The following is a 12,979-nucleotide window of genomic DNA, read 5'->3' as shown; positions in this document are numbered from 1 at the left end:
AAGTGGGGTTGACATAGCCAGTGCCTCGCGCTGCTGCCGGTCGCAGTGATCGTCGCGGGTGTTTGGATGGCCGTCGCCGGGCTTATCACGGGCGCTCAGTGGGCCCTCGACGTGGACGGGAGCGTGTGGCTCGGGATCGGTCGCTGGCTCGTGGTCTCCATGGGCCTCGCCGGGGCCGGCTACGGACTCTTCGCGTCCGTCCGCTGGGTCGCCGGTCTCGTGGAGACCTGGAAGGGCCGCGGGATGCCGAGGTGGCCCCGTTGGCGGTGATGGCTGGATCCGATCGAGCTACCGGTTCCGATCAGCAGTCGAAGGATTTTCGCAGCAGCCAGTCCTGCGGCCTCGGTGCCGCCGCCGTAGCCTGACGAGCATCCCGGCCGTGACGGCCATCGCGACGGCGATCCCGGCACGGATGATCCAGGGATTGCCGAGGAGCCCTCCGACGCCTGCGAGTGCTCCGCCCGCCGCGATGAGCGGCAGGCCGCAGCAGAGCAGCAACGGAAGCGCGAAGCATGCCAGTAGGAGCAGCCCGGTCCCTGCGGCGACGATGGGACCGGCGCGCCGTTCGTCGCGGTCGTGATCGGCGCTCATCGTCTGCACCTCTTCCGGATGAGATCTCCCCGATTGCATGCGTTGCCGTTCATGCGCAGCACGAGAGCAGTGACGGGTCGGTGGTGAAGGACTTCGCGGCGATCCGGATGCCTTCGGTCATGGTCAGGTAGGGGGCCCAGGCGTCGGCGACTTCGGCGGTGGTCTTGCCGAGCACGTGGACGCCTGCGGCGGCGAGTTCCCCGGCGTCCTTGGCGACGGCGGTGAGGCCGAGGATCTCGCTCGTATCGGCGTTCACGACGATCTTGATGAACCCGCGGGTGTCGCGGTTGATCACCGCCCGGGGCACATACTCCAGGGGCAGCACGCGGCAGTCGCAGCGGATCCCCGCGGCGACGACCTCCTTCTCGGTCATCCCGACCGCGCCGATCGCCGGTCCGGTGAACGTCACCCGCGGCAGATGGGAGTAGTCGACGGACCGGTCGGCGTCGGCGAACGCATTCTCGGCAACGAGGGTGCCGTGGTGGGCCGCGACGTAGACGAACTCCGGGTGCCCGGTCACGTCGCCCGCGGCCCAGATCCGCGGGTTCGACGACTGCAGATGGTCGGAGACGACCACCTCGCCGGAGTCCCCGGTCTTCACCCCGACCGCATCGAGGTTCAAGCCGTCGGTGACGGGACGGCGTCCGAGGGCGTTGAGCACCTGGTCGGCGCGGAACTCCTGCGAGCCGCCGGACACGTCCGCGGTAACCACGACCTGCCCGGTCGCCGCGTCCCGGGACACCCGGGTCGGCACCGCGCGGCGGACCACCCGGATGCCCTCGTCGGCGAACACCTCCTGCAGTGTCCGGGACACCTCCGGCTCCTCCTTCGACGCGAGCCGGGACCGCACCAGCACGGTGACCTGGGAGCCGAGGCGGGCGAACAGCTGCGCCTGCTCCAGGGCAACGTAGCCGCCGCCGAGCACCAGCATCGACTCGGGGACCTCGGTCAGGTCCATCGCCGTGGTCGAGGTCAGGTACCCGGCCTCGTCCAGGCCGTCGATCGGCGGAGCCCACGGCCGCGCACCGGTGGCGACCAGGTAGTGCTCGGCCTCGATCGTCTCGACCGCTCCGTCTGCGGCGGTGACCTCCAACACCGGCGCGTCCGGGGTGCCCGCGAACCCGGCGTCTCCCCGCCGGACGTGCCACCCGTATGAATCGGCGACGTCGGCGTACTTCTCGCCCCGCATCGTCTCGACCAACGCCTGCTTCCCGGCGATCAGCGCGGGCATGTCCACTGGGCCTGCCGTCGTCGCGATCCCCGGGAACCGGTCGGCGGCGTCGGCCGCGACGTGCCGTGCATCGGCGGCGGCGATGAGGGCCTTCGACGGCACGCAGCCCGTGTTCACGCAGGTGCCGCCGAGCGTGCCACGCTCGATCATCACCACCGACTTCCCGAGCATGGTCGCGCGAATCGCGGCGGCGAACGCTCCGCCGCCCGATCCGATGATGGCGAGATCGTACTTCGTAGGCATCGCTGCTCCCGTCAAGGCTTGGACTTCTGTTCCGTTTCAGCCATACTGGACCTTCCAGTGCAGGGGAAGGTCAAGCGTGGCCCCTGCCGAATGATCGGAGGCCGCAATGCGCATCGGAGAACTCGCCGAACGCGCGGGCACCACCTCGAAGACGCTCCGGTTCTACGAAGAGCAGGGACTGCTGCCCCCGGCCGACCGGACGCCATCCGGGTACCGCGACTACGCGCCCGACGCCGTCGCCCGGATCGACTTCGTTCACCGTGGCCAGGCCGCAGGCCTCACCCTCGCCCAGATCCGCCAAATCCTCGACATCCGCGACAGCGGCCACGCGCCCTGCGAGCACGTGCGAGACCTCCTCGACGCGCGCCTGGCCGAGATCGAGCAGCAGATCGCCCAGCTCACCGCCCTGCACGGCACCATCGCCGACCTCCGGCACGACGCCGCGCACCCGGACCCCGACACATGCAGCCCAGACCAGGTCTGCCGGTACCTGTAGAGGGGCGCGGACCGAGAAAACGAGAGCCATAACACGAACATGCGCTAGCGCATGTCGATGACGCCGGTGCCGACCTCGATCCGCTCGGTGGTCGCGGCGATGGCGGCGAGCAGCGGCATGGGGCTGGCTGACTGGCGCGCGAAGTGGTGCACGCGGAAGTAGGCCCCGTTGACGCCGAGCTCGTCCGCGCCCCGGGCGATCTCGATCGCGTCCTTGAGCGACTGGCCGGCGCTGGGGTCGCCCGGGCCACGTCCGGACCCGTAGTGCCCGAAGCTGAGGAAACCGAAGGCCTTCATGGGCCCCTCAACGTCGTTGACGCGTGCATTAGTCCTGCGGGAGGCGAGGGGCTTGATATCGCGCGATATAGTCTCAGCGTGGACGATCTCCGGGAGCGGCGACTGCGCGCTGGGCTCACCCAGACGGCCCTGGCTGCCCGCAGCGGTGTGGCGCAGCCCAACATCGCGGCCTACGAGTCAGGACGGCGGCGCCCGTCGGCAGCGTCGCAGGAGCGACTCGTGGCGGCGCTGCGCCCGTTCCCCCGAGAAGCGCTGGCCGCACATCGAGACGCGGTCGTGCGGGTGCTGGAGCAGCATCGAATGACGAACCCCCGGGTCTTCGGCTCGGCCGCGACCGCCTCCGATGCCACCCGGAGCGATCTCGATCTGCTCGTCGACGCTGCCGACGACCTGGATCTGCTCGACATCATCGACGCCGCCGCGGAGCTCGAGGACCTGCTGGAGGTGCCGGTCGACATCGTGACGTCTCGGTCGCTGCGGACCGGTCATGAGATCGCGGCCTCGGCGGTGCCCGTATGACGCGGGAACCTGCCTTGTCCGCACCCACCATCGCCCGCCTCACCGACATCGTCCGCCTGTGCCACCGAGCGGAGGCGATCGCTGCCCGGGGCCGAGAGTGGTATGACAGCGACCCCGACCTCGAGGTGCCGAAGCTCGCCGCGGACTCCGTGGTCCTCAAGCTGGGCGAGGCGGTGCGCCGACTGCCCGAGGGCTTCCTGGACGAGCGTCAGGGCGACCCCACCTGGCGTCGTGCGATCGGGATGCGTCACCGCATCGCGCACGAGCACGACGCGGTCGACGACGACATTGTGTGGCTGGTGATCTCACGTCATGCGCGCGAGCTGCGGGCGACCATCGAGCGCCTGCTCGACGCCCAGGACGGCACGCCGCGACCTCATGACCCGACCTGACCTGACCCTCGATCAACCCTCACCACGGCGGTGGCAGCAGCCCGGAGCAGGCCCGGCGCCAGCCGGCGATGGACCGCCGAGAGCACCGTCCAGACCTGGGAGGCAGGCAACCGGTCGTAGCGGATCAGCGTGGCCAGCGAGACCTCCGACGGCGTCGCGCGCACGATCAGGTTGACAGCCATGTCCCAGGACCGGGCCTCGAGCCGAATCCAGTCCTCGCCGCGCGCCGCGATCTGCCACCCCGCGACCGCCGAGCCCGATCGCCCGGGGACCAGTCGCAGCTGCAGCAGTCCCTGCCAGATGAACTGCTCCCCCACGGTCGGCACGTCGCCGAACATCGCTCGAGCCCACTGCTCCGGCGTCGCCGCTGCGCCCGGCACCCTCATGGTGAACACGTCGGCGTAGCCGATGCGCTCCAGCCCGGCACGAGACAGGACGGTCGGACCGACGGCGGCCAGGCCGAGCACGCCGTCGACGGGCATCGTCGACACATCACGATCATCCATGTCTCCCCCAGGCTCTGGGAGAGCGAGTGGGCATCCCAGCAGCTGGGTCGCACCATCGTGAAGGCGTGGAACGCCGTGGGCTCCGGCACCTTTGCCGACCGCGCCCTGCCCGCCGGGCACCCCGACCGCCTCGCCGTCCCCATCGCGGGCGACGACCCGCGCGCCAAGGAGGTCGCCGCCACCCTGATGGACGACTCGGGCTTCGACGCCGTGGACGCGGGTTCGATCGCCGACTCGTGGCGCCAGCAGCCGGGCTCACCCGCGTACTGCACCGAGCTGACCGCGGCCGAGCTCCCTGCGGCGCTGGAGTCCGCGCAGCGCGAGCGCCTGCCGAAGCGCCGGGACTTCGCGGCGGCGATCCTGAACGAGCGCATGGAGGACCCGGCTGCAGGGCTCGACTCCGACTACGCCGTCCGGCTCAGCCGCATGATCTACATGTGACGGCCGGCCCTCCTCCCGAGCGGACTCTCTGACCCTCAGGCTGGGCGGGGCGGCGCGCCGAGGGGCTCAGCCGGGGCGATCACGTCCAGGCCGGCAGCCCTGGCCGCCTCGCCGAGCCTGCGGTCGTAGGTGAGGACAGCCGAGGCGTCGAGCCGGATGGCCGCCTCGAGGTGCAAGGCGTCCAGGGTCCGCAGGTAGGGCATGGGCAGGTAGCCGGCACCTCGATAGACGGCCCGATCGAGGGCTGCGAGGGCGACGCCGTCGAGGAGTCGCGTCACGTCTGACTGGTCGAGCCCCTCGCGGACCGCGACCCGGCGCAGCTCCGTCTCCAGCAGGTCGCTCGAGACGAGCTCGGCTGCCGTCGAGTCGAGCCAGTCCAGGAGCGCAGCACTCTCTGGCTGGTCGATGAGCAGTGCCGCGAGAGCGGACGTGTCGACGTATACGACCCCGCTCGAGGTCACAACCGATCCTCGCGAAGGTCGGCGAGGCTCCGGGCGCCACTCCTGCGCTCGATCGCCAACGCCGTCCACCCTCCGGTGCGACGCGCCGGGCGCGCGATCGGCAGCGCTGGAAGAGGCCGGTCGAGCGGGACGATCCGGCCCACGGGAACCCCGCTGTTGGTCAGGACGAAGGAGTGGCCCTCGCTCACCGCCCGCAGCACACGCCCGGACTCGTTGCGCAGCTCACGCTGCGACAGGCTCTCCGCAGGAGGCTCGATCGCGCTCATACCACCGAGCGTAGCGCACGTGCTACGGGCAGGCCGGGAGTGGCGGGGGCGGCCTGAGGGCCGAGGAAGTGAACGAGTGAGCCGGCGGGCTGGGGGCGGAGCCAGGCTTCCAGGCTGGCCCTTTGGCCTACACGTTGAAACGGAACTCGACGACGTCGCGTCGCTCCGGAACATGACGTGTTCAACTACCCCTCGTGGCTGCCGATCCTCAACGGGCCGAGCTTGCGCTACGCGATCGCTGCTTCCGTGGTCACCGCGCTCCTCCACTCACGCAGGAGAGCACGGACCAGTTCCGGTTGATCGAGATGGACGTTATGCCCGGCACCGTCGAGCGCCGCATACGTCGATCGAGGGAACCGCCTCGACAGCGCGTCTTGATCCTCGTAGCCGACGATGTGGTCCCGCTTGCCCGCGACGACAAGCACGGGGCGGTCCAGCACAAGCCTGTCCTCGTTCGAATGCGGGAGCTCGTAGAGATCGCCGATGCGACGCATCGCGTCGTCGTCGGCCGCAGTGATTCCAGGGAGTGCGGCTCGCTGGAACCGGAGCCAGTTCTCGCGACTCTGCAGGACGGCCATTTCTGCGTACGTCACGGCGTCCGCAGGTGCGATCGAGGCCAGGAGATCGTGGTCCTCGACGAGCACGCACCGCTCGGGCACCGTCCGGCGCTCGTGCGCGGGATCGACGACCGGTGCCAGGAGGGCCATCCCGAGGCATTGCGCCGGTCGGCGCGCCACCAGGTCCCTCGCGAGCAGACCCCCCAGCGAGTTCGCGACGACGGCGAACGACGAGGAACCGATCAGCTCGGAGGTCAGCTCGTCAAGCCAATCCGCAACGTCAGGCAGGCCGCCCCGCCCGATCAGCGGCGGGGTCTGCCCGAACCCAGGAAGGTCGACATAGATGCGCTCCCACCCATCCCCGTCATCACTGGCGAAGACGTCGTCGAGATCGCTCAGCAGCCGATGATCGACTCCGTTGCCGTGGATGAACAGCACCGGCGTTCCGGCGCCTCGGCGCACCACATGGGGATTCGGGAGCATGACGGTCTCCATCTGAACTTCACGTCGAACCGGAATTCCACCGCGTTTCGGTACAAAGAACCATCAGCGAGACGGGCCTCGTCTTGCGCCGAGGCGCGCGGTGAGTGCGTCTGCGACTTCATCCGCAGTCCGCGTTGCCGTGGCGTCGATGGACAGATGCATCGAGCCTGTGCTCGCGGCGGCGATCTCGGCAGCCCTTGTCTTTCCGACGCCGGGAAGACCGGAGATCACGACGAGATGCCCGGTCATGCGACATGCAACGGCGTGATCGCAGCGACCTTGTCGCGCAGCGCCCGCCGCTCGAGCCGCAGCTCGTAGTTCGACTGCAGGTTCATCCAGAGCTCCTCTGACGTTCCGAAGTACCGCGCCAGACGAATGGCCGTGTCAGCCGTGATCCCTCGCTTGCCGTGCACGATCTCGTTGATCCGTCGCGGCGGCACACCGATGGACACGGCCAGCTTGTTCTGCGTGATCCCCAAGCCCTCGATGAAGTCCTCCATCAGGATCTCTCCCGGGTGGATCGGCTGAATCAAGTCCGCCTCAGTGGTAGTCGACGAGTTCGACATCTTCTGCACCTCCATCTCTCCAGACGAAGCAGAGTCGCCATTGCGCGTTCACGCGGATGCTGTGCTGCCCGCGACGATCGCCGACCAGAAGCTCCAAGCGGTTCCCCGGCGGGACCCGGAGGTCCTCGACATCCTTCGCCGCATGGATCAGCTCGAGCTTCCGCAGGGTCGCCCGCAGCACCGTCCGGTCGACGCGCTTGACGTACTGCTCGTGCCAGATGCGTTCGGTGTCCTTGCTCCCGAACGATCTGATCACGAGACCAGCATATAACGCGAAGCGTCATTAACGCTAGACGTTAAACCGGAACTCGACCACGTCGCCACGGTTAGGAACGTCAGGTTCGGACTGTTGCCCTCGTCTCCCTGGCGTTTCCCGAGGCGTCGGTCCACGTGACCACGCAATCGACTGCGTCTGGCGACCCCATGGCGAGCAGCAGAGGGAACCGTGCTTCCTGACCTGGCGGGATGGTTCCGAGCGGACCCTCCTCGCGATGCACGCGGAACATCGCATTCTCCGGCAGGTCCAGGAACTGGAAGTCCACGTCGGACGCCGGTCCCCGCGAGGTGTTGTGAAGCACGAGCGACCAGTGCCGCTGGGTCTTCAGCCGACCCTTGTTGTCCGTCTTCACGCTCTCGCGAACCTCGGCTCGCGGCCACACGCCTTCCGAGGGGTCCGGCCCTGCCGGTTCCTCATCTTTAGAGGCTTCGACGGACTGTTGGAACTGCGCAGTAGCCCTGCTCAGGAAGTTGTTGAGGTGGCTAATGAGGTCGCCCTCGTTGGCATACTCGAAGACGAGGGCGGTCTTACGCAGGTCAGTCAGGTACTCGGTCAGGCGCTTCCGCTCTTCAAGGGCTGAACCACCGAGAGGCGGTCTGGCGGACGCATTCACCAGTACCGCCACCGACTTGCCAGCCTCGACGAGGACCTTGATCTCTTCGGCCGTACCCGAATCTGCCTCACCGGTCGGAGTGCCCAGGCGGTCGTAGAAGAGAGCGACAGCGAAGTCCGCCTCCTCAACGATCTGGTCGTTGAGGATGGCCTGAGGGCGGTCCCCGAACTCGGCGACCGCGTGCTCGGTCCAGGACACGGGCAGCACGGTGAGGCCGACGACGCGGCCGAGGTTGAGGTTCCACTGGCTGATCGTCTTGCGGATGGTCGCCATGTCCTGGACGGGCACGTCTCCCGGTGCCGAGATGAGCAGGTGGAGCGCAAGGGTGGGATAGGCCATCGATGAAGGTCCTTCGTTGGTTGGTGATGAGAGGCAAAGCCGGGCCTGGGCAAGTCAGCCCCCATCCGGCGGGACCGGAGGGTCAGTCACTGCCGACGAGGCGGAGCACTGGGCGCTCGTCGGCATCGCCCAGCAGGTCGCGCACCAGGTAGGGGCTGATCTTCAACGCTTCGGCAAGCGCCGGTACGGGCGCGCCGTGGTCACCGGCGAGGTCAGCGGCCTTCCTCAGCAGCGTTGGCACCTCGCCGGGATAGGCGCTGGTCGGGTCGGCCTTGGAGTCGTAGACAGCCGACAGCCGCTGGTAGGCACGCCGCGCCGAGGACTCGGTGGTGCGCCCGCGCTCGACCATCCGACGGATCAGGGAGGTCGGTGAGACCCCCCATGTCCTGCCGAGGCGGTCGAGGGCAGCGAGATCGAGCCGCTGCGGCAGGGCTGCGTCCATGGACGCAGCCGGAGTGAGGAAGGCCGCGGCGAACTCGTCCGCTTCCTTCTCGATGGCAGCACTGTGCTCGGCGGTATCGGCATGCAGCAGCAGGTGTCCGACCTCGTGCGCGATCGAGAACCGATGCCTGAACACGTTCTCAGTCCGACGCGGGGTCGTGATGATGATCGGTCGGTCGACGATGACGACGGAGAAGGCATCGACGGTGTCGATCTCGGCGAGAGGTCGCACGGCGACCACAATGCCTCGGGACTCGGCCGTGGCGACCAGGTGCTTGACCGGACCATCGGGCAGACCCCAGTGACGGCGCAGCAGAGCGGCCGCTTCTGCGGGAGCGGTGCCGGGATGGACCTCCGGGAGGTCGACCTCAGGGAGCTTCACGTGCCGTTCGAGCGCGAACGTCAGCTCCCACACCAGCGCGACCGTGGCCAACGCCTTCTGACGGTCGCTCACCTTGGCCGTCCGCAGGCTCCGGAAGTGAGCGTTGACCATGTCGATGCGCGCCAGGGGGCGTCCGACGCCGAAGAACCCAGGACGGACGTCGAGCGCCTTTGCCAGGCGGTCGAGGACATCGGGGCGCGGTGAGTTGACGCCGGCCTCGTACTGACCGATTGCGGCGGCGGAGACGCCCACCTCAGCGGCCAGATCGGTCTTGGTCACAGAGCGGCGGACGCGGGCCTGGGTCAGCCGCGCCGGCTCGAAGCGTCCGTGCGTCTGCCCAGAGCCCGAGACGTCGAACAGGCTCGGAGTGTCATCACGCATCCGGGTCTATGCCTTCCTGCTCTCGCGGCTCGATACCAGGCGGCACCGGGGTGCCGCTGTCGAACGACTCGCCAGCCGATGCCGCGTCGGCCTCGACGAGCTCCGGCTCCCACATGGCTTCCTGGCCGTGGCGCTTGACCTTGCCGGTCGTCTCGTCGAGCTCAGCGACGGCCCATTCGATCGACTGCAGCTGCCGGGGAGAGGAGTGGACGATAACGAGCACCACCGGCATCACCTCACCGGCGGCTCGCACCACGCGCTCGAGCCCGGGCTGCTCGGGCTCGACTGGCTCGTCTCCGATGACGGGATCGAACAAGGTGGGGTCGGGCGGCTGAGCAGAGAAGCCGTTCTTCTTCGTCGTACTCGACGCGAAGTCACCGGGGTCAGCGGAGTCCGGGATGCGCCAGACGTAGATCAAGCAGTCATTGACGACGGGGAGCTTGTATCCAGCCGGCCGAAACTTTTGCGACTGGAAGCCCCGGTCAACCAGTGCCTCGTTGGCATCGGCGAGCAGATCGCGCCACTGGCTACCGAAGTCAATCGCGTACCGCGACTCCGACACCAGGTGTGCCTCGGCAAACCTGCCGTGCACAGAGCGAACGACCTCGACGAGCACATCGCGGACCCCGGATGCGTGACTGCCGAGCGCCTCGGCGGGTGAGAGTGGAATCATCGTGGACCTCCTGAATCCGCGTCCAGAGCCGCGGATTCGGCAGGGACAGCAACTTCAGTATGACACATGATTCGCGCACGCGCGCTTCAGCAGATCATCTTGGCGTGTCACGTGCGTGGTCGCGAGGACTCTGCGGCTTGGCCAAGCCCTGCATGAACTCCGAGGCCCGGTCATGCTCGGCCGCGAGCTTCGGGAGCAGAGGGCCGGCGACACCGCCGCGGGCGGTCATGTCGTCGAGGGAGGCGATGACGTCGAGCACAGACCGAGGCTCGAACTGCCCGGCCTCTCTCTTCGCCTTCTTCCTCACGTTGTTCGGCGTCGGGCCGGCGTCGATGACGGAGTGGTGCCACAGCCGGCTGTGGTGGGCGCACCGGTTGCGCAGGTAGACCAGGGCCTTCACCCGATAGGCGAAGCCCGCCTTGGCGACGCCGATGCTAGTGGCAACGGAGTCGGCCAGCGTGCCGCCGGCTCCTCGCTCGATCGCCTTGGACAGCGTGCCGAACGACCAGGCCTCGACCGCCGACCACACCGGTAATTCGCTGAAGTCAGCGCTGTCGCCGCCAGCGCCCCGGTAGCGCAGGATGTGGCGGTCCCGGCTGCGCTCGATGTCGCGCAGGCAAGACTCGACGGTCGGCTCGCGATCACCGACGTCGGTGTAGAAGTCGGCCTCGAGGTACCGGCCGTACGGTCCGTGCTCGTCGGCGATGACCCGGGCGGTGTGCGATCGGAGCATGAGCTCGACGCGGGCCAGTGGCCGGACGAGCGCGGTGCGCAGCGCCTCGTCGGCGTCGTAGACAGCACGGATCTCCTCGAACGTGCAGCCGGGCCGGAAGCCGTCGTCGCCGAGGTGAGGAGCCTTCTGGAAGTACCGGGCGTAGCCGGAGAACCGGTAGTAGTTCGCCGCTGCGAGGAACCGGGCGCACTTGGTGGCATCGGGGACGGCCAGGCCCCGGCTGACCAAGAGGGCGACCTGCTCGTCCCAGGACAGCGACGGCTTCATGGGGCACCCTGGAAAGGAAGAGGCCCCTCCCATTTGAGCTTCTTGGAGAGGCTTGGGAGGGGGTCGATTGGTATCACCGTAGCAGACGCGGCCCGCGGCCAACATCAAGCGACGAGGACAGCGTGGCAAGCCATCCCCCCCGGACTACCGATATCTCGGCTACTGGCAGACGTTAGACGTTGAAGCGGAACTCCACCACGTTGCGTAATGGAATAACCTCTAGCCCTTGTTCGTCAGGTTTGCCACGGTGGAAAGCCGGGCTTTGAAGACAAAACGCGACTGGACGGCCCTACCCAGCCGCACCACCCGCCATTGTGAGCCGATCCACACCCCCAGCTCACTCAGATTCGGCACCCGCGCGCTCAGCCCAGTAACGAACTCTCTCCCAGTAGCGCGGCGCTTCTGCATGTCTATTCACCGAAGACGACGAGAGAATGCGGCAAGCCTCTGTCGTCATGGTCGACCGCAGTCGAGGTTCCGACTCCACCGAGTCCTCATAGCCAAGTAATTCCGAGTGAACCGGCAGAGACAGGGTTGGTTCTGCCACCCAGCAGTTCCAGAGACGGTGGCGACCGTTGGCCGGCACAGTGTCCCCCGGGTCCCCCCTTGGAGCCTCGATCATTTTCGGAAACCAAGACTGCACGATTTTCGCTTCGAGAGCAGGCAAGCCGTCGAGCTTCAGCTCGAAGACTTGATCACCATCGTCGTCGATGTAGACATCTCCTTGGACAATTCGTGTCCCATTTTCGTGCGCAACGCGGGCCACTGAAGCCCAATCGAGGTCATCCCGATCTGAGTGCCGCTGCCGTTGATCTGCAATATCTGGATCTACAAGCCTCGGGAAATCACTTTTTCCCGCCATCCAGAACCGACTCGGAAATGGCATAAATAGCAAGACCACGATGTCTCTCCCAGGTTCAGACTCTGGCATCACTTTAGCTGCTCGGGTTGTTTAGTGGGACTTCATGCTCTCGGACCGGATCATGACGGTAGACCAGAGCAGAAGGGGTTACGAAGAGAAATAACCTATCATCAACACATGACTCGCGCAGCCATCTACCTCAGGATCAGCAGGGACCTCACCGGCCAGCGCCTCGGCGTAGATCGGCAGCGAGAAGCAGCCGAGAAGTACGCACTCGCAAACGACTACGAGGTTGCCGAGGTCTTCACCGACAACGACATCTCAGCAGCAGGCGGGAAGCGTCGCCCGGGGTTCGAGAGCCTTCTCGCCGCCTTGGCAGACGGACGGGTCTCGGTGGTGATCGCGTGGAACTGGGATCGGTTGACGCGCAACCGGCCCGACACTGTCCAACTGATCGAGATGTGCCAGCGAACGAAGGCGAAGGTAGCCCTAGTCCGAGGATCCGACCTCGACATGTCGACACCATCCGGCAGGATGACGGCTGGGATCCTGGCCGAGGTGGCCCAGAACGAGATCGAGACCAAGGGTGAGCGCCAGAGTCTCGCCCAGCGACAGCGCGCGTCGATGGGGCGCGCACCAAAGGGCATGCGGCCGCTCGGGTACTCGGTGAATGGTGAAGTCCTCGATGACGAGGCCGACGCCGTTCGGAGAATTTACGCATCGTTCAATGCCGGAGCATCGCTGCGCGCAGTTGCGCTCGCTCTCTCTGGTGATGAACGGGACGACCTGCCCAACCTGCCGACCATGCAGAAGCACAGTCGCACGGTGGCGATCGAGCGTAACGCGAAGCGCGCAGCCGACGGGTTCGACCCTCGCCCCGTACCCAGCGACGGCCCGTGGTCGCCATCCACGGTGCTCGGCATTCTCCGAAATCCGCGTTACGCGGCTCTTCCGACTTGAGCG

General features: G+C 67.4%; 16 protein-coding genes and 2 pseudogenes. 6 read left to right on the top strand and 12 right to left on the bottom strand.

Annotated features, from left to right (window positions below; genetic code table 11):
* Window positions 1-15: 15 nt before the first annotated feature.
* Window positions 16-270 (top strand): annotated as a pseudogene (locus tag B4E97_RS10985) (hypothetical protein); the annotation flags it as partial.
* Window positions 271-640: 370 nt separating this feature from the next.
* On the opposite strand, the gene merA reads toward B4E97_RS10985, so the two are convergent.
* Complete coding sequence (merA, locus tag B4E97_RS10980) at window positions 641-2,065, bottom strand: mercury(II) reductase (protein ID WP_286959884.1); 1,425 nt, start codon at window positions 2,063-2,065, stop codon at window positions 641-643.
* Window positions 2,066-2,171: 106 nt separating this feature from the next.
* Between merA and B4E97_RS10975 the strand changes: the two genes are divergently transcribed.
* Complete coding sequence (locus tag B4E97_RS10975) at window positions 2,172-2,561, top strand: heavy metal-responsive transcriptional regulator (RefSeq protein WP_042529932.1); 390 nt, start codon at window positions 2,172-2,174, stop codon at window positions 2,559-2,561.
* A gap of 47 nt (window positions 2,562-2,608) precedes the next feature.
* Here B4E97_RS10975 and B4E97_RS10970 read toward each other — a convergent pair.
* Window positions 2,609-2,857: pseudogene (locus tag B4E97_RS10970) on the bottom strand (LLM class flavin-dependent oxidoreductase); the annotation flags it as partial.
* Between B4E97_RS10970 and B4E97_RS10965 the strand changes: the two are divergent.
* Both B4E97_RS10965 and B4E97_RS10960 read left to right on the top strand, forming a co-directional pair.
* The gene (locus B4E97_RS10965) at window positions 2,825-3,376 is read left to right on the top strand and encodes a helix-turn-helix transcriptional regulator (protein ID WP_349681179.1); all 552 of its coding nucleotides are present in this window, start codon (window positions 2,825-2,827) and stop codon (window positions 3,374-3,376) included. The pseudogene B4E97_RS10970 and the gene B4E97_RS10965 overlap by 33 nt on opposite strands.
* Window positions 3,373-3,768, top strand: a complete 396-nt coding sequence (locus B4E97_RS10960) for a DUF86 domain-containing protein (protein WP_019286223.1) — start codon at window positions 3,373-3,375, stop codon at window positions 3,766-3,768. The genes B4E97_RS10965 and B4E97_RS10960 overlap by 4 nt, the downstream gene beginning before the upstream one ends.
* Here the strand turns inward: B4E97_RS10960 and B4E97_RS10955 are convergent.
* A complete protein-coding gene (locus B4E97_RS10955; RefSeq protein WP_286957665.1) occupies window positions 3,753-4,274 on the bottom strand; it encodes a hypothetical protein in 522 nt (173 codons plus the stop codon). The two genes, B4E97_RS10960 and B4E97_RS10955, sit on opposite strands and share 16 nt — an antisense overlap.
* A 57-nt stretch (window positions 4,275-4,331) precedes the next feature.
* Here B4E97_RS10955 and B4E97_RS10950 point away from each other — a divergent pair, with 57 nt between their 5' ends.
* On the top strand, window positions 4,332-4,715 hold the full coding sequence (locus tag B4E97_RS10950) for an NADPH-dependent F420 reductase (RefSeq protein ID WP_239265433.1): 384 nt from the start codon (window positions 4,332-4,334) through the stop codon (window positions 4,713-4,715).
* Between the two features lie 35 nt (window positions 4,716-4,750).
* On the opposite strand, the gene B4E97_RS10945 is transcribed toward B4E97_RS10950, so the two are convergent.
* The 9 genes from B4E97_RS10945 to B4E97_RS10905 form a co-directional block, all read right to left on the bottom strand.
* Window positions 4,751-5,176 (bottom strand): type II toxin-antitoxin system VapC family toxin, encoded by a 426-nt coding sequence (locus tag B4E97_RS10945; RefSeq protein WP_019286226.1) that lies wholly within the window; start codon window positions 5,174-5,176, stop codon window positions 4,751-4,753.
* The gene (locus B4E97_RS10940) at window positions 5,173-5,442 is read right to left on the bottom strand and encodes a type II toxin-antitoxin system Phd/YefM family antitoxin (protein WP_286959879.1); all 270 of its coding nucleotides are present in this window, start codon (window positions 5,440-5,442) and stop codon (window positions 5,173-5,175) included. The genes B4E97_RS10945 and B4E97_RS10940 overlap by 4 nt, the downstream gene beginning before the upstream one ends.
* A gap of 227 nt (window positions 5,443-5,669) precedes the next feature.
* Entirely contained in the window at window positions 5,670-6,494 is an 825-nt protein-coding gene (locus B4E97_RS10935) for an alpha/beta fold hydrolase (RefSeq protein ID WP_286959877.1), read from the bottom strand.
* Window positions 6,495-6,727: 233 nt separating this feature from the next.
* Window positions 6,728-7,048 carry a HigA family addiction module antitoxin gene (locus B4E97_RS10930; RefSeq protein WP_286959885.1) on the bottom strand — a complete coding sequence of 107 codons (321 nt, stop codon included), beginning with the start codon at window positions 7,046-7,048 and terminating at the stop codon, window positions 6,728-6,730.
* On the bottom strand, window positions 7,023-7,304 hold the full coding sequence (locus tag B4E97_RS10925) for a type II toxin-antitoxin system RelE/ParE family toxin (RefSeq protein ID WP_286959876.1): 282 nt from the start codon (window positions 7,302-7,304) through the stop codon (window positions 7,023-7,025). The genes B4E97_RS10930 and B4E97_RS10925 overlap by 26 nt, the downstream gene beginning before the upstream one ends.
* A gap of 79 nt (window positions 7,305-7,383) precedes the next feature.
* Window positions 7,384-8,277, bottom strand: a complete 894-nt coding sequence (locus tag B4E97_RS10920; RefSeq protein ID WP_286959875.1) for a hypothetical protein — start codon at window positions 8,275-8,277, stop codon at window positions 7,384-7,386.
* 82 nt (window positions 8,278-8,359) lie between these two features.
* Entirely contained in the window at window positions 8,360-9,481 is a 1,122-nt protein-coding gene (locus B4E97_RS10915; protein WP_286957686.1) for a helix-turn-helix domain-containing protein, read from the bottom strand.
* Window positions 9,474-10,154, bottom strand: a complete 681-nt coding sequence (locus B4E97_RS10910) for a hypothetical protein (RefSeq protein ID WP_286959874.1) — start codon at window positions 10,152-10,154, stop codon at window positions 9,474-9,476. The genes B4E97_RS10915 and B4E97_RS10910 overlap by 8 nt, the downstream gene beginning before the upstream one ends.
* A gap of 94 nt (window positions 10,155-10,248) precedes the next feature.
* Window positions 10,249-11,154, bottom strand: a complete 906-nt coding sequence (locus B4E97_RS10905) for an Abi family protein (protein WP_286957689.1) — start codon at window positions 11,152-11,154, stop codon at window positions 10,249-10,251.
* Between the two features lie 1,039 nt (window positions 11,155-12,193).
* Here B4E97_RS10905 and B4E97_RS10900 point away from each other — a divergent pair.
* Window positions 12,194-12,976, top strand: a complete 783-nt coding sequence (locus B4E97_RS10900) for a recombinase family protein (RefSeq protein ID WP_286959873.1) — start codon at window positions 12,194-12,196, stop codon at window positions 12,974-12,976.
* Window positions 12,977-12,979 lie beyond the last annotated feature (3 nt).

The organism is Arsenicicoccus sp. UBA7492, assembly GCF_002479615.1.
In the GTDB taxonomy this organism is placed as follows: Bacteria; Actinomycetota; Actinomycetes; order Actinomycetales; family Dermatophilaceae; genus Arsenicicoccus; species Arsenicicoccus bolidensis.
This window is presented reverse-complemented; position numbering and strand designations above follow the sequence as displayed.

Coding starts and splice junctions, on each gene's coding strand:
- merA (WP_286959884.1), bottom strand. CDS start 2,065: ATGCCTACGAAGTACGATCTCGCCATCATCGGATCGGGCGGCGGAGCG.
- B4E97_RS10975 (WP_042529932.1), top strand. CDS start 2,172: ATGCGCATCGGAGAACTCGCCGAACGCGCGGGCACCACCTCGAAGACG.
- B4E97_RS10960 (WP_019286223.1), top strand. CDS start 3,373: ATGACGCGGGAACCTGCCTTGTCCGCACCCACCATCGCCCGCCTCACC.
- B4E97_RS10955 (WP_286957665.1), bottom strand. CDS start 4,274: ATGGATGATCGTGATGTGTCGACGATGCCCGTCGACGGCGTGCTCGGC.
- B4E97_RS10940 (WP_286959879.1), bottom strand. CDS start 5,442: ATGAGCGCGATCGAGCCTCCTGCGGAGAGCCTGTCGCAGCGTGAGCTG.
- B4E97_RS10935 (WP_286959877.1), bottom strand. CDS start 6,494: ATGGAGACCGTCATGCTCCCGAATCCCCATGTGGTGCGCCGAGGCGCC.
- B4E97_RS10930 (WP_286959885.1), bottom strand. CDS start 7,048: ATGTCGAACTCGTCGACTACCACTGAGGCGGACTTGATTCAGCCGATC.
- B4E97_RS10920 (WP_286959875.1), bottom strand. CDS start 8,277: ATGGCCTATCCCACCCTTGCGCTCCACCTGCTCATCTCGGCACCGGGA.
- B4E97_RS10915 (WP_286957686.1), bottom strand. CDS start 9,481: ATGCGTGATGACACTCCGAGCCTGTTCGACGTCTCGGGCTCTGGGCAG.
- B4E97_RS10910 (WP_286959874.1), bottom strand. CDS start 10,154: ATGATTCCACTCTCACCCGCCGAGGCGCTCGGCAGTCACGCATCCGGG.
- B4E97_RS10905 (WP_286957689.1), bottom strand. CDS start 11,154: ATGAAGCCGTCGCTGTCCTGGGACGAGCAGGTCGCCCTCTTGGTCAGC.
- B4E97_RS10900 (WP_286959873.1), top strand. CDS start 12,194: ATGACTCGCGCAGCCATCTACCTCAGGATCAGCAGGGACCTCACCGGC.